The 18,453-nt window shown below is 64.1% G+C and carries 18 protein-coding genes; 11 read left to right on the top strand and 7 right to left on the bottom strand.

Annotation, left to right across the window (positions count from 1 at the left end; translation table 11 throughout):
• Positions 1-20 precede the first annotated feature (20 nt).
• On the bottom strand, positions 21-464 hold the full coding sequence (locus tag F6B93_RS19040; RefSeq protein ID WP_211696476.1) for a DUF4189 domain-containing protein: 444 nt from the start codon (positions 462-464) through the stop codon (positions 21-23).
• 406 nt (positions 465-870) lie between these two features.
• Between F6B93_RS19040 and F6B93_RS19035 the strand changes: the two genes are divergently transcribed.
• The 9 genes from F6B93_RS19035 (at position 871) to F6B93_RS18995 (ending at position 11,664) form a co-directional block, all read left to right on the top strand.
• The gene (locus F6B93_RS19035) at positions 871-2,118 is read left to right on the top strand and encodes a CaiB/BaiF CoA transferase family protein (RefSeq protein WP_211696475.1); all 1,248 of its coding nucleotides are present in this window, start codon (positions 871-873) and stop codon (positions 2,116-2,118) included.
• 175 nt (positions 2,119-2,293) lie between these two features.
• Positions 2,294-3,106: an MlaE family ABC transporter permease gene (locus tag F6B93_RS19030; RefSeq protein WP_211696474.1), complete on the top strand. Its 813-nt coding sequence runs from the start codon at positions 2,294-2,296 to the stop codon at positions 3,104-3,106.
• Between the two features lie 12 nt (positions 3,107-3,118).
• Positions 3,119-3,964 (top strand): ABC transporter permease, encoded by an 846-nt coding sequence (locus F6B93_RS19025; RefSeq protein WP_211696473.1) that lies wholly within the window; start codon positions 3,119-3,121, stop codon positions 3,962-3,964.
• 96 nt (positions 3,965-4,060) lie between these two features.
• A complete protein-coding gene (locus F6B93_RS19020) occupies positions 4,061-5,215 on the top strand; it encodes an MCE family protein (RefSeq protein WP_211699606.1) in 1,155 nt (384 codons plus the stop codon).
• Positions 5,212-6,240: an MCE family protein gene (locus F6B93_RS19015; RefSeq protein WP_211696472.1), complete on the top strand. Its 1,029-nt coding sequence runs from the start codon at positions 5,212-5,214 to the stop codon at positions 6,238-6,240. Before F6B93_RS19020 ends, F6B93_RS19015 begins: the two co-directional genes overlap by 4 nt.
• A complete protein-coding gene (locus F6B93_RS19010) occupies positions 6,240-7,316 on the top strand; it encodes an MCE family protein (protein WP_211699605.1) in 1,077 nt (358 codons plus the stop codon). The genes F6B93_RS19015 and F6B93_RS19010 overlap by 1 nt, the downstream gene beginning before the upstream one ends.
• The gene (locus tag F6B93_RS19005) at positions 7,316-8,713 is read left to right on the top strand and encodes an MCE family protein (protein WP_211696471.1); all 1,398 of its coding nucleotides are present in this window, start codon (positions 7,316-7,318) and stop codon (positions 8,711-8,713) included. The genes F6B93_RS19010 and F6B93_RS19005 overlap by 1 nt, the downstream gene beginning before the upstream one ends.
• Positions 8,710-9,951, top strand: a complete 1,242-nt coding sequence (locus tag F6B93_RS19000) for an MCE family protein (RefSeq protein WP_211696470.1) — start codon at positions 8,710-8,712, stop codon at positions 9,949-9,951. Before F6B93_RS19005 ends, F6B93_RS19000 begins: the two co-directional genes overlap by 4 nt.
• Positions 9,952-11,664, top strand: coding sequence for an MCE family protein (locus F6B93_RS18995; RefSeq protein ID WP_211696469.1), 1,713 nt, complete (start codon positions 9,952-9,954; stop codon positions 11,662-11,664).
• A gap of 56 nt (positions 11,665-11,720) precedes the next feature.
• Here F6B93_RS18995 and F6B93_RS18990 read toward each other — a convergent pair whose 3' ends face one another.
• The 3 genes from F6B93_RS18990 to F6B93_RS18980 form a co-directional block, all read right to left on the bottom strand.
• Positions 11,721-12,251 carry an Rv2253/PknI dimerization domain-containing protein gene (locus tag F6B93_RS18990; protein WP_425518568.1) on the bottom strand — a complete coding sequence of 177 codons (531 nt, stop codon included), beginning with the start codon at positions 12,249-12,251 and terminating at the stop codon, positions 11,721-11,723.
• Between the two features lie 135 nt (positions 12,252-12,386).
• Positions 12,387-13,016, bottom strand: coding sequence for a hypothetical protein (locus F6B93_RS18985; RefSeq protein WP_246540859.1), 630 nt, complete (start codon positions 13,014-13,016; stop codon positions 12,387-12,389).
• Positions 13,013-13,843, bottom strand: a complete 831-nt coding sequence (locus F6B93_RS18980) for a hypothetical protein (RefSeq protein WP_246540857.1) — start codon at positions 13,841-13,843, stop codon at positions 13,013-13,015. The genes F6B93_RS18985 and F6B93_RS18980 overlap by 4 nt, the downstream gene beginning before the upstream one ends.
• A 234-nt stretch (positions 13,844-14,077) precedes the next feature.
• On the opposite strand from F6B93_RS18980, the gene F6B93_RS18975 reads away from it, so the two are divergent.
• Positions 14,078-14,455, top strand: coding sequence for a hypothetical protein (locus tag F6B93_RS18975; protein ID WP_211696468.1), 378 nt, complete (start codon positions 14,078-14,080; stop codon positions 14,453-14,455).
• A 17-nt stretch (positions 14,456-14,472) separates the two neighbouring features.
• Here F6B93_RS18975 and F6B93_RS18970 read toward each other — a convergent pair whose 3' ends face one another.
• Together F6B93_RS18970 and F6B93_RS18965 are read right to left on the bottom strand one after the other, a co-directional pair.
• On the bottom strand, positions 14,473-14,796 hold the full coding sequence (locus F6B93_RS18970; protein WP_425518567.1) for a hypothetical protein: 324 nt from the start codon (positions 14,794-14,796) through the stop codon (positions 14,473-14,475).
• Between the two features lie 113 nt (positions 14,797-14,909).
• Entirely contained in the window at positions 14,910-15,656 is a 747-nt protein-coding gene (locus tag F6B93_RS18965; protein WP_211696466.1) for an enoyl-CoA hydratase/isomerase family protein, read from the bottom strand.
• 369 nt (positions 15,657-16,025) lie between these two features.
• On the opposite strand from F6B93_RS18965, the gene F6B93_RS18960 reads away from it, so the two are divergent.
• Positions 16,026-16,655, top strand: coding sequence for a fatty-acid--CoA ligase (locus F6B93_RS18960; protein WP_211696465.1), 630 nt, complete (start codon positions 16,026-16,028; stop codon positions 16,653-16,655).
• A 50-nt stretch (positions 16,656-16,705) separates the two neighbouring features.
• Here the strand turns inward: F6B93_RS18960 and F6B93_RS18955 are convergent, their stop codons facing one another.
• The gene (locus F6B93_RS18955) at positions 16,706-18,424 is read right to left on the bottom strand and encodes an alpha-keto acid decarboxylase family protein (protein WP_211696464.1); all 1,719 of its coding nucleotides are present in this window, start codon (positions 18,422-18,424) and stop codon (positions 16,706-16,708) included.
• Positions 18,425-18,453: the final 29 nt, after the last annotated feature.

Below are 18,453 nucleotides of genomic sequence, written 5' to 3'. Positions count from 1 at the left end.
ACCCCGGGCCGCTCATGACCTCAGTGGCACACCGAGGTCAGGATCCACCCGCCGCCGAGCCTTGCCTTGGCATCGCGTTCTGCAACATCGCGCGTGCGGCCGATTCCGCCGTGGTATTCCGATCCGTCATGAGCTATGGCGCCGCACCGAGTGAACACGCTCAGCACTTTGCAGGTGGGATGGTTGCACATCTGCAATGCGGCTATCTCGGCATTTGCTCGAGTTCGGTGGCCCCACGACTTGCCCGCCGCGCCGTTGTCGGCCACGGCGATCGCACCATAGATGGGCGTATTGGGAGGGACCGGAGGAACGGGCCGCATGGCGAGGCTGGAACCTGTTGGGTTATGTGCCACCGCCCGGTGGGTCTGGGCGTCAAAGGGATGAACCAGCGCGACGATCATCGCAGCTGCGGCCACCGCACCGCCAACGGCAAGCGACACTTTTCGCCAAACCTTTGTCCTCATGCTGCGACCCCTTTCCGCCTCCGCGACCCCCACCGTGCGCGCTGCACGGAGAGGAGAACGCAACACCATGTGTATCCAGCATTTACATGGTTGAAACATCCACTCCCTATTATGCACCCGCTCAAGATACCTAGAGCTCACCGAGGTTTTTCCGGTCGCTTTATCGCTCCCGCGACGCCGTGGAGCCGCATTCGATGCCCGACCGCAGGCGATTAGCGATGGTCACGCCGATGCCGGATCCGCCCAGCCGGGGCCGGGATGCCCAACGATGGTCTTACCTGGTCATCAGGTCGCTCGGGTCGCCAGACTTCCTTGAATGCTCGCCTGGCGAATGTAAGATTCGCCGATAAGGAGAATGAAATTACCGTGACTGTCACCGTCCCTGTCACCGTCAGAAAGGGCCGCAATGTCATCCCAGGGCACAGCCTCGGTTGCCGGTGATGCGCACTCAAGGCCGATGGACGGCATCCGTGTGCTGGAAGTCGCGATGTACGGGTTCGTCCCGTCGGCGGGCGCGGTCTTGGTCGAATGGGGGGCCGAGGTGATCAAAGTCGAGCATGCGGTGACCGGCGACCCCCAGCGCGGACTCCGGCAGACCGGCATGCTTCGCGTCGAAGGCGACCCCAACCCCAACATCGAGCACGCCAACCGCGGCAAACGCAGCCTCGGGTTGGACATGTCGCTGCCCGAGGGCAGAGAAGTCCTCTATGAGCTGGCCCGCCGGTCCGATGTGTTCCTCACTAGCTTCCTGCCGGGCGCGCGTCAGAAATTCGGCATCGATGTCGACGACATCCGGGCCGTGAACCCGTCGATCATTTACGCGCGCGGTAGTGCGCTTGGTCCCCGCGGCGCTGAGGCCACCAAAGGCGGCTACGACATGACCGCCTTCTGGTGCCGTGCCGGGACCGCTGCCACCCTCACTCCGATGGGCTACGACGGGATGATCAACCCGCCTGGTCCCGCCTTCGGTGACACCATCTCCGGCACCAACCTGGCCGGTGGTATTGCGGCGGCATTGCTCCAGCGCGAACGCACCGGCGAACCCTGCGTGGTCGATGTGTCGCTGTTGGGCAGCGGACTGTGGTCGCTGGGCCACACGGTGGCGTTGACCAAACATCTTGGTCAGCTCATGGTGGCGCCGCCGCCCGGAATACACGGCTCACCGGTCAACCCGCTTGTCGGGGTGTACCCGACGTCGGATGGCCGGTACATCTCCTTGGTGATGTTGCAGCCGACCAAGTTCTGGGCCGACGTATGTCGCCACATCGACCGGCCCGAACTGGCAGACGATCCCCGGTTCGCCACCACCGAGAAGATCGCCGCCAACACGGCCGATGCCGTCGAGATCTTGACCAAAGTCATCTCAACACGCACGCTTGCCGAGTGGAGCGAACGCTTTGCGACGCTCGCAGGACCTTGGGCGCCGGTGCAGGACACATTGCAGGCAGCCGACGATGCGCAGATCCGCGCCAACGAATATGTCGTGCGCGCAGGCGAACTCGAACTCGTAGCCAATCCGGTGCAATTCGACGTCGCCGCGCCGCAGGCCGGACCGGCACCCGCCTTTGCCGAGCAGACCGACGAGATATTGACCGAACTCGGATTCGACTGGGACCGAATCATCGACCTGAAGACCTCCGGCGCGGTGACCTAGGACCGATGCGGCCCCGAATGCTCACGCCAAACATCGCGTTGGGTGCGACTCAACCGCCTCGGGTAGTTCGACAGCCTCGGGTAATTCGGCAGCCTCGGGTAATTCGACACGGCCTGACAACGCTGGCCTGGCAGGCACGGGCGTGGCTGCACCACGCAAGAGGGGCCTGAGCCGGATGGCGAACAAGGATCCGAATCGCTGGTCTCCCGGAATATCGCTGCCCATTGGGAACTTCTCCGGGGCCATGCAGGCGGTCGGCGGCTTGTTCGCAATGTCCGCCGACGCGGTCAAGTTCGCCTTCCGCCGGCCCTTCCAGGCGCGTGAATTCGTCGAACAGTCTTGGTTTGTCGCGCGCGTCTCGCTGGCTCCCACACTCTTGGTGGCCATCCCGTTCACGGTCCTGGTCAGCTTCACGCTCAATATTCTGCTGCGGGAACTGGGCGCCGCGGACCTGTCCGGTGCGGGTGCCGCGTTTGGTGCCGTCACTCAGGTTGGCCCGCTCGTGACCGTTTTGATTGTCGCGGGCGCCGGCGCCACGGCGATGTGCGCCGACCTGGGCTCCCGGACGATACGTGAAGAAATCGACGCGATGGAGGTGCTGGGCATCAACCCGGTGCAGCGGTTGGTTACACCGCGCATGCTGGCTTCCGGGCTGGTTGCCTTCTTGCTGAACAGTCTGGTGTGCATCATCGGCATCTTGGGCGGATACACCTTCTCGGTGTTTGTGCAAGACGTTAACCCCGGTGCGTTCGCGGCGGGCATCACGCTGCTGACCGGCGTGCCCGAGGTCATCATTTCGTGTGTCAAGGCACTGCTTTTCGGCCTGATCGCCGGGCTCGTGGCCTGCTATCGCGGTCTGGCGATATCCAGTGGTGGTGCCAAAGCGGTTGGCAACGCGGTGAACGAGACCGTTGTGTACGCCTTTATGTCCCTGTTCGTTGTCAATGTGGTCGTTACCGCCATCGGCATCAAGATGACGGTGAAGTAGGGAGGCGGCCCGGTGACGCTGCGAGCCGCTTACCCGCGAATTGCGCGGCAGCTGGATAAGCCGATCGCCACTCTGGGACGCATCGGGGACCACACCGCGTTCTACGGCAGAGCGTTGGCCGGGGTTCCCTTCGCGGCAACCCACTACCGTCGCGAGGTCATTCGTCTCATCGCCGAAATCAGCATGGGCGCTGGAACTTTAGCGATGATCGGCGGAACCGTGGTGATCGTCGGGTTCCTGACGCTGGCCGCCGGCGGCACGCTCGCGGTTCAGGGATACAGTTCGCTGGGCAACATCGGTATCGAGGCGCTGACCGGTTTCTTGGCGGCCTTCATCAATGTGCGGATCTCGGCCCCGGTGGTCGCCGGGATCGGTCTGGCCGCCACATTTGGTGCCGGCGTGACGGCGCAGCTGGGCGCGATGCGCATCAACGAAGAAATTGACGCGTTGGAAAGCATGGCGATTCGGCCGATTTCGTACTTGGTGAGCACCCGAATCCTGGCCGGGATGCTGGCGATCGCGCCGTTGTACAGCATTGCGGTCATCCTGTCGTTCGTCGCCAGCCGGTTCACCACGGTGTTTCTGTTCGGACAGTCGGCCGGTCTGTACGAGCACTACTTCACGACCTTCCTCAACCCGATCGACCTGCTGTGGTCATTTCTGCAAGCCATCCTGATGGCGCTCACGATCCTGCTGATCCATACCTATTTCGGTTTTTTCGCCTCGGGGGGACCATCGGGTGTCGGCAACGCAACGGGCAATGCGGTGCGTACCTCGCTCATCGTCGTGGTGTCGGTGACTCTGCTGGTCTCGCTGTCGATCTACGGTTCTAACGGCAACTTCAACCTGTCGGGGTAGTGGCAGAGGCAGGGAGGTGAAAACGGTCCAGTGACGCAGAATGCGCCGAAGCGTGGCTCGGGCGGGAGCGGCAACTACGTCCGCCCCCTCCTGGGGATGCTGACCGTACTCGTCATCGGCGCGGTTGTTGCCCTGGCGGCAACGCTATTTCAGGGTGGCTTCACCGAATCGGTGCCGGTGACCGTGGTGTCCCCGCGCGCCGGTCTGGTGTTGAACCCGGATGCCAAGGTGAAGATGCGCGGCGTACAGGTCGGCAAGGTCGATTCGATCGAGCTATTGCCCAACGGTCAAGCCGCCCTGCACCTTGCGATGGATCCGTCCCAGATGCGTCTTATCCCGTCCAATGTGCTCGTCGACATCGCATCGACAACGGTGTTCGGCGCGAAATACGTCGAATTGGTACCCCCGGATGCTCCGTCCGAGCAGCACCTGCAACCCCAAGCGGTGCTCGCCGGCAAGCACGTCACCGTGGAAATCAATACCGTGTTCCAAGAACTGACGTCGGTGCTGGCGAAGATCGAACCCGAGAAACTCAACGAGACCCTTGGTGCGTTGGCGCGCGCATTCAGCGGCCGAGGTGCGATGCTGGGTCAGGCGCTCACCGATCTGGACTCGTTTCTGGCGACGATCGAGCCAAGCCTTCCGGCGCTGAGCCACGACATCGCCGTCACCGCCGAGGTGGCCAATGCCTACGCCGATGCGGCACCGGATCTGGTTTCTACTGCGCGGAGCGCGTCGCAAATCAGTACGACGATTGTCGACGAGCAGCGCAACCTTGACGCGTTGCTGATCAGCGCCATCGGTCTCGCCGATATCGGCAACGATGTACTGGGAACCAACCGCGAGCCGCTCACCGAGGTCTTGCACCTGCTGGTGCCGACGACGGATCTGACCAACGAGTACGCCGAGGGAATCTACTGCGGAATAGCCGGTCTCGCCCAGATAGCCAATGGCCCTCCCCTGGAGGAACCGGGGATCTGGCTATCGGCCAGCTTGACGTGGGGCGCCGAACGGTACCGGTACCCAACGAATCTGCCCAAGGTCGCGGCGACCGGCGGCCCCCAGTGTCTGGACCTGCCGAACATACCGTTCGACACGGCTGAACCGTTCGTGGTTGCCGACGTGGGTGCCAACCCGGCGCAATACGGAAACCAGCAACTGCTGATCAACTCCGATGCTCTCAAACAGCTGCTGTATGGGCCGATCGCCGGTCCGCCACGCAACTCGGCCCAGATCGGGCAACCAGGATGAGGGGTCTACGAGGCGCAACTGTTGCCAAGTTCACGGTCTTTGCGGTCGTCATGGCGCTGCTGACCGCATGCCTGTTCTTCGTCTTCGGTCAGTACCGGACCGGTTCCACCGTTGGATACTCGGCGATCTTCACCGACGCGTCCCGTCTGACTCCCGGACAGACCGTGCGAGTCGCCGGAATCCGGGTGGGCACGGTCAGCAGCGTGGAGCTGCTGGCCAACAAACAGGTGCTGGTGAGTTTCGATGCCGACCGCCACATCCGGCTCACCAACGGCACCCGTGCCGCGGTGCGGTATCTCAACTTGGTCGGGGATCGCTACCTCGAGCTTGTCGACGGGCCTGGATCGTCGGAGATTCTGCCGCCGGGGTCGCAGATCCCGGAGGACCGAACGGAACCGGCCCTCGACCTCGACCTGTTGCTCGGTGGCCTCAAACCGGTTATCCAGAGCCTGAACCCGCACGACGTCAATGGGCTGACGGCATCGCTGATTCAGATCTTCCAGGGCCAGGGCGGCACCCTCGACGATCTGTTGTCGAAAACGTCGTCGTTCTCGAATGCCTTGGCCGACAACGACCAAGTCGTGCAGCAGCTGATCGATAACCTGAATACCGTTGTCGCAACCCTGTCCAAGGACGGTGCGAAGTTCTCCGGCGCAATCGATCGCTTCGAGCGCCTTGTCACTGGCCTGACCGGCGACCGCGACGTGATCGCAGCCGCGATCGACGGATTGAGCAGCGGCACCACTTCCCTGGCGGATCTGCTCGCCCAGGCGCGCGCGCCACTGGCCGGCGACGTCGCCCAGTTGGCCCGGTTGGTCCCACTGCTCGATGAGGACAAGGACCGCGTCGACGCCGCCCTGCAGAAGGCTCCGGAGAACTACCGCAAACTGGTGCGACTTGGCGTCTTCGGCAGCACCATCCCGTATTACGTCTGTGGTTTGTGGCTTCGGGGCACCGATCTTCAGGGTCGAACGGTCATTGCGCCCTGGTTCCGGTCGGATGCGGGGAGGTGTTCGGAACCGTAATGCTGAAGTATCGCGGAGCGGAACTCGTCAAGGCCGGATTCATCGGCGTGGTCCTGATCACTTTGATCATCGCCGTGGGTCTGGCGCCGGATCGGCTGCTGTCTTGGGCAACGTCGGTCAGGTATCAGGCGCTGTTCTCCGAAGCTGGCGGGCTGGCCGCCGGCAACGCCGTCACGGTGTCGGGAATCAAAGTAGGCTCGGTGTCGGATATCGCGCTTCGCGGCGGCGACGCCGTGGTGACGTTCTCCCTGAAGTCAAATGTGCTTCTCGGTTCGGACACTACCGCCCACATTCGCACCGGCTCGCTGCTGGGCGAGCGCGTGCTGACTTTGGAGTCCGCCGGCAGCGGAACTATGCGTCCGATGGACGTCATCCCGGTCTCTCGCACGTCTTCGCCCTATTCATTGACAGCAGTGCTCGGCGACTTCACCTCGAACGCGGCCGGTACCAACACCGAGACGCTGAACCAGTCGCTGGATACACTGTCGACGACGCTCGATGAGATCGCACCGCGATTGGGACCCGCCTTCGACGGGCTGACTCGGCTATCGCGAACTCTCAACGGCCGCAATCAGAGTCTGCGCGAGCTGCTCACACGCGCCAGCGATGTCTCCGGAATCTTGTCCGAGCGCAGTCAACAGGTCAACGCGCTCATCCTCAACGCCAACGACCTCCTTGCAGTATTGGCGGCGCGGCGTCAGGAGATCGTCGAGCTGTTGGCCGCCACAGCGGCTGTCGCCAAGCAGCTCACCGGGCTGGTACACGACAACGAAAAGGACTTGGCGCCAACACTGGAACGACTGAATTCGGTGACCGCGATGTTGGAAGAGAACCGGGACAATATCGGCAAGGCGCTGCCAGCGCTCGCGAAATACCAGATCACGCTGGGGGAGGCGGTTTCCAGCGGCTTTTACTATCAGGCGTTCGTCCCGAACCTCGTTACCGTGCAGATCTTGCAGCCGTTCTTCGACCGTCTGTTCGGATTCCGTTTCGGAGCCCCCGGCGAGCCACCGGACACCATCGGGCCTCGGCAACTGGTGCCCTTCCCGTACAACGGTATTCCGGGAGGGAACTGATGTCGGAGAATGCGGGCACAACCCGGCGCAGGCGTTCGGCGCTGCTCGGAATCGCCTTGGTAGGGCTCATCGTCGCCGGCGCCGGTTTCATCGTCTACGACAAGTTCTTCAGCCCCAAGACGGTCACCGCCTATTTCACCACTGCCACGGCGATCTATCCAGGTGATGAGGTGCGGGTCGCGGGCGTCAAAGTAGGAACCATCGATTCGATCCATCCTGAAGGCACGCAGGCCCGGATGGTCATGAAGGTTAACCGCACCGTGCCAATCCCGGCTGATGCCAAAGCGGTGATCGTCGCGCAGAATCTGGTCGCGGCGCGCTATGTGCAACTCGCCCCGGCGTATCGGGACAGCGGTCCGACCATGCCCGACGGTGCCGTGATACCGCGGGACCGGACCGCGGTCCCCGTGGAATGGGACGAGGTCAAGGACCAATTGATGCGGTTGGCAACCGAACTGGGTCCTAACAGCCAGGTGTCGACGCCTTCGGTCGCGCGGTTCATCGATCGCGCCGCCGACGCGCTGCAAGGCAACGGCGTCAAGCTGCGCCAGACGCTGGCGCAGCTGTCGGCCGTGGGTCGGATCCTTGCCAACGGCAGCGGCAATATCGTCGACATCATCAAGAATCTGCAGACCTTCGTCACCGCGTTACGCGACAGCGACACTCAACTGGTCCAGTTCAACGACCGGCTGGCCACGCTGACCAGCGTGATCAACGACAGCCGCTCGGATGTCGATGCGGCACTGACGAATCTCGCGGAGGCGGTCGGCGAGGTGCAGCGGTTCATCGCCGGAACCCGCAACCAAACCAGCGAGCAGATTCAGCGGTTGGCCAACGTCACCCAGGTCCTCGTCGACAAACAGATGGCCCTGAAAAACGTGCTGCACGTGGCACCGAACGCGCTCGCGAACTTCTACAACGACTACAACCCCGACACCGGAACCGTTGTCGGCGGGTTTGGGGTACCCAACTTCGCGAATCCGGTCTATTCCGTCTGCTCGGCGATGGGCGCCGTCGAGAACGTCACGTCGAGCGAAACCAACAAGCTGTGCTCGCAATACTTCGGCCCCGGACTGCGGCTGCTCAACTTCAATGAGACGCCGATACCCTTTGATCCGTTCTTGCAGCCGGCGCCGCGCCCGGAGAACCTCGTGTACAGCGAGCCGCGCCTGGCCCCTGGTGGGGCGGGTCCCAAGCCGGGACCTCCGGAAATCCCGCCCGCCGTGTCCGCCTATACCGGACTGCCCGGCGATACCCCCCCGGCGCCGCCACCACCGCCTCCGCCCGGACGGATACCGGGAGCGGCGATGCCCGAGCCGCCACCGTCCACACCGGTGCCACCGCCCCCGACGAGCCTGCAGGACATGTTGTTGCCTGCCGAAGGGGCGCAACCATGACTGTGGTCCACCGGGCCTGGTTGGTGTGTCGGCGAATGCTCGCGATCGGGTCGTGTGCGGTGCTTGGCGTGACGGGCTGCACTTTTCACGGGGTCAATTCGTTGCCGCTTCCGGGTGCGGTGGGGCGCGGTCCGGGAGCCACGACGTATCACATCGAATTCGCCAACGTCGGCACGTTGGAATCGAATTCGCCCGTCATGGTTGACGACGTGGTGGTTGGCAGCGTCGGGGCACTGACGGTGAAAGGTTGGCACGCCGACGTCGAGATCTCGGTCGAGCCCGGCGTGGCGATTCCTGCGAACGCCGTCGCCAGCATTGGCCAGACCAGCCTTCTGGGGTCGATGCACGTCGAACTCAACCCGCCGCTGGGCAGGCCCGCGACGGGGCGATTGCCGGCGGGCGCCACCATCCCGCAAAGCAAGTCGTTCACGTTTCCCTCGACAGAGCGAACACTGTCATCGCTGTCGGCAGTCGTCAACGGTGGGGGACTGGGTCAGGTCGCCGAAGTCGTGCGCAATTTCAACGCGGCCCTGTCCGGGCGCGAAGGTGCGATTCGCGACTTGCTCATTCGCCTCGACACGTTCGTCGGAACGCTGGACGATCAACGCGACAACATCGTCGCATCCATCGAAGCGCTAAACCGGCTGTCCGGCACCCTGGCCGGACAGCGCGATGTCATCGCCGAGGCACTACGCAAGGTACCGCCGGCGCTCGACGTGCTGATAAGGGAGCGGCCGCGGCTCACCACCGCGTTGGAGAAGCTTGGCGCTTTCAGCAACACGGCCCACCGCCTCATCAACGACGCGCAGGCCGATCTGGTGACAAACCTGAACAACCTCGAGCCAACGCTTCGCGCGCTCGCCGACATCGGGCCGGATCTCGATGCCAGCCTTGCGGCCGCATTCTCGTTTCCGTTCCCGCAGAATCTCATCGACCGAGGTGTCCGAGGAGACTACTTCAATCTGTGGGCGCAGCTGGACTTGACAATTCCGCGACTCAAGCGCGGTTTGATGCTGGGGACTCACTGGGGACAGCTCCACGCCCCGGAGCCGCCCGCCCCGGGGGAGCCCTATTACCTGCACTACACCTACGACCCACTCGGTGCCGGTGTTTCGCCACCGTCGTCCGGCCCGTTACCGGCCACGCCGCCGCCCGCCGAAACACCCTGGCCACCAAGAGAAGCTGGAGTTCCCGATCCGCCGTCGGGGACGGCACCGGAGCCCGAGGGTGGTGGGTAGATGCTGACGCGTTTCATCCGCATCCAGCTCACGATCTTCACGATTGCGTCGATCATCGGTGTGGCCGTGATGGCCTTCAACTACATGCAGGCGCCCACTCTGCTGGGCATCGGGCGGATGACGGTCACCCTGGAACTGCCCGACACCGGCGGTCTCTACCGGTTCTCCAACGTGACCTACCGGGGAGTGCAGGTCGGTACGGTCACCGCGGTTTCCTTGACCTCGGACGGTGTGACAGCGACCCTTTCGTTGAGCGGCAGTTCCAAGATTCCGGCGGACCTTGAGGCGCAGGTGCGCAGCGTCTCCGCGGTCGGCGAACGCTACGTGGACCTACGCCCGCGAACCGACTCGCCACCATACCTGCGCGATGGATCAGTTATCCCCAAGCGCAACACCGCAATCCCGCAACCCGTGGGACCCATGCTGGATCAGGTCAGTGCCTTGGTCGAGAGCATCCCCAAAGGCAAACTCGGACAGTTGCTTGACGAGGCGTTCCAGGGTTTCAACGGTTCCGGTTACGATCTGGGATCGTTCTTCGACTCGTCGTCGGCGATCGCCGGGGACGTCAACGGTGTGGCTGACCGCGCCCGAACCTTGACCGACGACCTCGGACCGCTGTTGGATTCCCAAGCGCAGACGACCGACTCGATTCGGCGTTGGGCGCACAGCCTCGCCGGCATCTCCGACGTGGTGGCCAATGACGACTCCCAGGTTCGCACCGTGCTGGAAAATGGCCCGGAGGCGGCCAACGAAGCATCGCGGCTACTCGACCAACTCAAGCCGACGCTGCCGGTGCTGCTGGCCAACCTTACTACTGTCGGCACTATCGCCATGACCTATAACCCCGCGCTGGAGCAACTGTTCGTCTTGTTGCCGCCCGTGGTTGCCGCTCTGCAGGGAGCCGAGTCCAAGAACAGACCAAACGGGGTGCCGATCGGCGACTTTGCCCTCACGATCGACGATCCGCCCATTTGCACGGTCGGTTTCCTACCGCCGAGCCAATGGCGGTCGCCGGCAGACACCACCACCATCGATACGCCCGATGGCTTGTACTGCAAGCTGCCGCAGGACTCGCCGCTGTCGGTTCGCGGAGCACGCAACTATCCCTGTATCGAGCACCCCGGAAAGCGCGCGCCCACGGTCGAAATCTGTGACAGCGATCAGCCGTACCAGCCGCTGGCGATGAGGCAGCATGTGCTCGGTCCCGCCCCACTGGATCCGAATCTGCTCTCGCAGGGCATCCCACCCGATGATCGGATCACCTTCAACGACAGAATCTACGCACCCATCGAAGGAACGCCGTTGCCGCCGGGGGCGGTGCCGCGGGGCACGCCTGCGGGTCCGGCGCCATGGCCGATCGTGGCGCCGCCAGGTGTGCCGCCGGGATCGCTGCCGCCACCGGCGGCCTCCCTATCGACCCAGTCGGGCGACATTGAGTCCATCGCACCGCTGGACGTCCCCGAATCAGCCGAAACCCCAACGCCCGGCGAGGCCGGCGGCGGACTGCCACAACCTCAGGCCGCCGCAAGTGCGGTTGAGGGCGAAGCCTTAACTGCGGCTCCAACTCTGGCCGCCGCAGCATCGCCGCTGGTGGTCGCCCAATACGACCCGCATACCGGACGCTATGTCGGTCCCGATGGCCATCTGTACCAGCAATCGGATCTGATCGCCTCCGCAGAACCGAAGGGTTGGCAAGACATGCTGCCACGGTGAAGCTAGTCGACGGACACTCCGGCGCGACGGCTCGGAGTCGCTAATGGTGAACTCGCTCAGCCGATCCTGTCCAGCCGGAACGGCAGCTCGATATGGAGCCACTTGTTGACCCCGCAAGCGCCGCTCGGGCCGATCGTCTTGTCCTTGCCGGCGAATGTCGGCGACCCGATTTCTGGCATGCCGGTGTCGTTGACCGGATAGAAGTAGAACGTCTGCCGCCCGGTATAGCTTGTCCCGTCGTCGCACGGCTCCCAATTCGGCACATCATGCTTGACGTACCAAGCTATCCCGTCATGGGTATAGGTGGGGGCGGTCCACCCCTGGTCACTGCTCACCGTACCGGTGCACTCCTGAAACGTGGTGCACGACGAGCTGATTGTCCAGATGCTGACAACCGTTGCCTCGTCGTGGTAGCTGTCGTTTGTCTTGGCCCAATCACCAATCGATGTGGCACGGTAGGTCCCATTGATGGCGACGTCTTCCTTGGTGGTGGCATGGCCCGGCGCCAAGGTGCGCGATCCACTGACAATATTTGCAGCCAACAGAATCGCTAAGATTTCCAAGGCGATTGCGCCCTTGAGGAGCATCACACGCATCGCACGCAGCGTCAGCATCGCGTCCTCCTCGACGCGTCAAACCCGCCAATGCCCTAGCGGACTGGCTCCGGTACCGGCATCCTCGATGAGAATAACACCAGCTCACACCGGTCGATACGGTCGCTGCTATAGGCGGTCGAACTTCGTAATCAGCCAGGAACCCTTGACCTTTGTCAGCGTGACCAGGACGCTACTGGACGTCGTCGTCGGGTCGGGCTTGTCCTTGCTCATTGTGGTCTGGCTGAGGAAGACCAGCACGACCGCCGAATTGCGGTGCAACTCCGACACGGCGGCGCGGATCACCTTGGTGTTCATCACGATGTGCTGCCGCGTTGCGGTTGGAGCGACGGTCTGCTCGGTGAGCTTGGTGTAGTACTCCAAGATGCCGCCGGTGAGGTGTGACCTGGCATTGGCGAAGTCGCGGTCCAGGCTTTCGGGGCTGTACGACAGCAGGGCTGTGGCACCGTCGGACGCTGCCTGGATTGCCTGCTGCGCCGCCACGTCGGCGACCTGCCGATCCGGGCTGTACCGAAACAGATACATGCAGCTCACGAGTCCCAGTGACCCAACGACCAAGGCTGTCAGGGCGATTGGCCGCCAGGCCACCATGAACCTGCGGACCCAACTCTGGATTTTCGCGATGGTGTTTGGGGTCTGTGGGCGCACCGGATCGCCGGAGCCCGCGCCTGGTGTGCCGCCGGCGCCCGGTTTCGGGTTGTCGGCCGCAGGCACCTTCTCGGGTTGCTGGGTAGTCATCGGAGGAAGTCGACCTGCGACATCTTGATCTGGCCGTCGTCACGGCTGAGGTTGACACTGATCCGCCACGAGCTCAGCGGGTGCTGCGCATTGTCGGGGTAGATGGTTTCGGACTTGGCCTCGACCAGAACCACTGCCGAGTCGAAGGTCATCGACTCGACGGCCACGGCATCCACGGCGACTCTGGTACTGATCTTCGATTGTTCGACCCGCTCAGCCAACGCGACCCCGGTGAGTTCGAGTTGGTCCTTGAGCCCGCCGGTGGATTCGTCGATGGTGCGTTGCAGGTCCTGTCGCGCGTGGTTGGCGTCGATCGACAGCAGTGCCGTGATCCCCCGTCTGGCGGCCGCGGCGAACTCCGCGGAGAGCCGCTGTTTGCGCAGCAGGCTGCGGTGTTCCAACTCGATGAAGCCGCTTGCACCGAGCGATGCGGTGATGACCCCGATGGCCGCGACGACCGCGCATTCCTTCCACCGCGGTCGCCGGACCCAATGCAGCCACCGGCGATGGCGACCTTTCGGTGGACTCCCGACCTCGTCGGCGGCGTTCGCCTCGTCATGCACTGCCGTGGTGTTGGGATGCTCAGAGTTCAGGCGTGCGTTGTCGCGCGGACCCATTCCGGTGGCGGAAGCGGCCACGGCTTGGCGCCGCAACCGCGTTGCTCGGGCGCGTGCTGCCTCGGCGCGTACTTCGGCCCGGGCGACTTCGTCCTCGGCTTCGGCCACCGCAACGTGTGCGTCCTCGCGGGGGCCGGCCGCGGCCAGCTCCGCCGGATTCGCGCGAGGGCCTGCGTCAAGCGCCTCCGGTCGACGCCGCCGCGACGGCACGGTGACCTCCTGGACGCTTCGGATCCGGCACGGGGAACCACATTATCACCTGCACATGGGCCAATTTCGGTGATCGAACGGCATTCCAACCGGGATTGCGGGGGTGCGTACCTGGCGTGTCGCCCGGTCGATGCGTGGCGGCGGGGAGCGGGAGTATCCGTCGATTGGCGGCCACCCTCGCCCAACGCGAGCGGGCTCTTTTCAGCCGTATCAAGACTGTGCCACAGTAATTGCGTGCGCTTCACCGTGGCAGCGGTCGCCGCACTACTGGCTGCCGGTGGGTGGGCGGCACCTGCCGCCACCGCCGGGCCGACCGTGTGCGACTACCCGGACTGCACGCCGGGGATCGCGCCCGGCGTTGTTCTCGGAGCCCCCTGTGACAACACCACCTACTACGTTTTCGGGGTCACCAGTTGGGGACGCTTGGTGTTCTGCGGCTCGCCGCGACGATATGAGCCCCGGTGGTTCCGCTCACCTCCGATGGCTGGAGTCAAAGACGAGAACTCCAGCTGCATCCAGTACCAGAACTATGTTGCCCAAGCACCCGACGGGCTGTTCTTGACCTGCATCGCGCAGAACGCCCAATCGCTGTGGATCCGCGGGGACACCTAACTGCCGTTCGCGATCGGTTACCAGTGACGCAGTGAGCAGAGCACGCCGGTGGGGCCGTCCTGCGAAACGACGACAGCCCCGTCTACCGATAGGTCGCAGTGGAACTGGGCCGCGCCCGGTTCGGTTCCGGTGCTCGCCGAGACCATGGCCCATTGGTGGGGGTTTGCCAGATCGAGCTCGTAGACCCATGGCCTGTCGGGGCCGATATCGGCTCGCACGTTGGGAACGAACTGATACGGGTTGTGGCTGTAGTCGGAGAAGATGGGGGGCTCTTGGTCCAGGTAGTAGATGTCGGCATAGATCGGGTTCGCCGCGGCGACGGTGTACGTCACGTGATGCATCACCGGGTCGTCGGCACGTGATGCCGCGGTGCCCGTCGTCAGCGATAGCGCGGACAACCCGACGAGAAGCGATGTCGCGGCGATCGCGTCCCTGGCCGTAGTCATAGCGATCCTCAAGATTCCTTGAGGCTGACCTCGAGGCTGGCCTTGTTCCGGTTCATCACCCGGTCAGCCGCCTGCCAGTGCGCATCGTCAACCCACAACCGGGCAAACCGAGCGACCGCCTCGTCCGTGGAGGCTCCCCGAATGACATGTTTGATGTCGCCGGCTGCGCGAGTAGCCAACGCGTGGGCGATCTTTCGCCAGTCTTGCTCGAAGGACGCCCGTGGCAACACCCGGTCGACCAGCCCGATGCGTTCCGCCTCGGCCGCATCGAGTACCGTGCCCGTGCCCGCCAGTAGCAGCGCCCTGCTCTGGCCCACCAAGGTGGCCAGACGTTCGGCGCCACCCCAGGCCGGCATGATCGCAAGGCTCACCTGGTTGAAGCCGATCCTGATGTCGGCGGCGGCCAACCGGATGTCGGCAGCTACTGCGACCTCCGCGCCGCCGCCGAGGGCATGCCCGTTGAGTGCTGCGATGACCGGGCCGGGAAACCCGGACAGTCGATCGCAGATCGCCCGCATCCGCCACGCCATCGCGGCGGCCTCGTCCTCGGTTCGGATGGCGCTGAGTTCCTTGAGGTCGCCACCGGAGATGAATGCGCGATCGCCGGCGCCGGTAAGGGCCAAGGCTTGTGCGCGGTCAGCGGCGTCGAGCGCCTCTTCCAGCTGCGCCATGGTGTCCAACGAAATAGCATTGCGGGCATGTGGACGGTCGATCGTGAGGACCGCCAGTCCCTGGTCGAACTCCAAGTCCACCATGCGCGGCTCCTGCGATATTCGCCCTCTCGTAGAGGGAGAATAACATCGGCTCCGAGGGCACGGGATCCGGCTTTCGTGACCGGCAAAGCCGGTCGTTCCCCGAGCATCGTCACACCCGGCGGGACTCCAGTGGCAGCGGTCGAAAAAAGTTTGATCGGAAGGGATTTCGATGCTGCGGCGCCCTGGGCCGGCATGTCGGTGAGCCGAGCCGGCGGGCGATCGTGATCCCCGGGTACAGTGTTATGCACGGCTATCTCGATGACGCTGTCGCCACCGCGGAGGCGATTGGCCTGGTTCAGCGCCTCTCCGACCGTTCAGGTGGGTCGGGCCTTCGCCTTGTCGCGGCGGAGCGGTGAAAGGCGAACTTCGATGACGGGTAGCGACATTCACTCTATGGTGATTGCTTCTGACTACCGAGTCCCGGATCCGAATCGGGTGTGGCCTCTGCTTGAGCGCCGTAAGTCGGCTCTCGCTAGCATTGGCGCCCACCACGTTCTGGTCTACACGTCGACGCGCGACTACGGTCGCGTTTTCGTGATGATCGGGGTACGTAGCCGCGAACCGATCGTGGAGTTGCTGCGTTCGCGGGTCTTCTTCGACTGGTTCGACGCGGTCGGCGTCGACGACATTCCGGCGGTGTTCGCCGGCGAGATCATCGACCGATTCGTGCCGGCGCCTCAGGCGACTGGCACGGCGGCCCCGGGAGTCGTCGTGGCGGCGATCGCGTCGGTCGACGACGTCGCAACGCTGACTGCGGAAGTCCGGTTGGCGATGGATCGCTTCACCAGTGCCGGCATCCGAAAAACATGGGTATTTCAGGCTTTCGACGATAGTCACGAAGTGCTGATCCTGCAGGAGTTTCCCGACGAGGAGCGCGCACAGCAGTGGATTGACCACCCGGATGCCGCCGCCGAATGGCTGAGCGCGGCGGGCGTTGGCGCCTACCCGCCGCTGTTCGTGGGTCGGTTCTTTGACGTGATGCGGATCGAGGCGACGTAGCACGCCGGTCGCGCTGGGTGGACTGAGGCACCGCCGGTTCGGCGCCTGTCTCAGCGCGGGGCATCGCCTCGGGGCGACATTGGTCCGACGAGCTGGTCAAGCAGCGCAGGGACCTCGAGCCGCGGCAAGACAACCTCGACGAGCACCATCCGGTGCCGATGCTGCGCGGCCGCCGTGAGTGCGTCGTCGAGTTCGCCGTAGGTGTGTGCTCGGAAAGCCAGGTGATTGGCTACCCCCAGCGCGTTGGGGATGTCGGTCCAACTCCAGCTGACAATGTCGTTGTAGGGAGCCGTCTTTCCGTGAATCGCGCGCTCGACGGTGTAGCCGTCGTTGTTGACCACGACGATGACCGGAGATAGCCCCTCGCGGAAGAACGTACCCAGTTCCTGGATGGTCAGTTGCGCGGCGCCATCGCCGATCAGCAAGACCGTCCTGCGGTCCGGGTGTGCTACGCCGGCTCCCACCGCCGCGGGCAAGGTGTAGCCGATTGATCCCCACAAAGGTTGACCGATAAACGTGACTCCCTGCGGCAATCGGTGATCCGCCATGCCGTAGAAGGAGGTCCCCTGGTCGGCCAACACTACGTTACCGGGTGTCAGCGCCGAGCACAGCCGGTCCCAGAGCATTTCCTGGGTTACCGGCTGATTGCGCAGAGGTGTGGGTGGCGGCGGGAGGGCCGGAGGCGATGCTACGGGCGGCGAATCTATCCCGCGGCGCGCCAGGATCGTGGCCAGCGCCTCGAGTGCGGCGCTCATTTCCAATGGGGCGAACACCTGGCCGGCGACGCTGCTCTGATGCTGCCCGATATCGATGGTTCGGGCGGGGTCGACGCGCTGGCTGAAGAAGCCACTGACCATGTCGGTGAACACCACCCCGGCGGTGACCAGCACGGGTGCCTGCTCGATGGCCGTGCGCACCCGTTCCGCGCTAGCTGCCCCGGCGTAGATTCCGAGGAAATTCGGTGAGCTCTCGTCGAGCAGACTCTTACCCCACATCAGCGTCGCGTGCGGCACTACGTCGGCCGCTAGCAACGCCTCGAGTTCCTTGACGGCTTGTAGGCGGTGGACCAGCACGTCAGCGAGCACCGTCAGTTGATGGTCAGCGATGAGGTTGGCCGCATCCTGGGCGAAGAGCGACAGCGCCCGCGGGCTGGTGCCGCCGGTGTAGCGGGGTAGCGGTGCGCTGGGCGGTTCGGTGGGAAAACGCGCCACGTCCGTCGACATCAATAGGTATCCCGGTCGTTTCTGCTCCCGCACCTCGCTGAGCACCCGGTCGATCTCCCGAGGCGCCGTTGCGGGCATGAGATTGGCTTGGGCACAGGTAATTTCGCGGCTGATCCGGAAGAAATGCTCGAAGTCGCCGTCGCCCAGCGAATGGTGCAGCGCACGCCGTGTTCCCTGAGCGTCTTTGGAAGGCCCGCCGACGATGTGCACCACGGGCACGTGCTCGGCATAGCTGCCGGCAATCGCGTTAGCCGCCGACAGTTCTCCCACGCCGAACGTCGTTACCACAGCGGACATTCCGCGCAATCGCCCGTACCCGTCGGCAGCGTAGCCAGCGTTGAGTTCGTTGGCGCTGCCCACCCACCGAATGTCGGGGTGGGCCACGATGTGGTCGAGGAACTTCAGGTTGTAGTCGCCGGGAACACCGAAGATCTCGGTGACCCCGAGTTCCGCGAGGCGGTCGAGCAGATAGTCGCCGACGGTGTAGGCAGGATCTGCGGGGCGCGCTGTGGCATCGGTCGTGGCGTTGCCTTTATCAGCTGTCACGAAGACAAACTATTCCCGCCGCGACGCCG

The sequence above is a fragment of the Mycobacterium spongiae genome, from assembly GCF_018278905.1.
Taxonomy (GTDB): Bacteria; Actinomycetota; Actinomycetes; order Mycobacteriales; family Mycobacteriaceae; genus Mycobacterium; species Mycobacterium spongiae.
The sequence above is the reverse complement of the archived record's forward strand: the minus strand, read 5'-3'. Positions and strand labels throughout refer to the sequence as shown.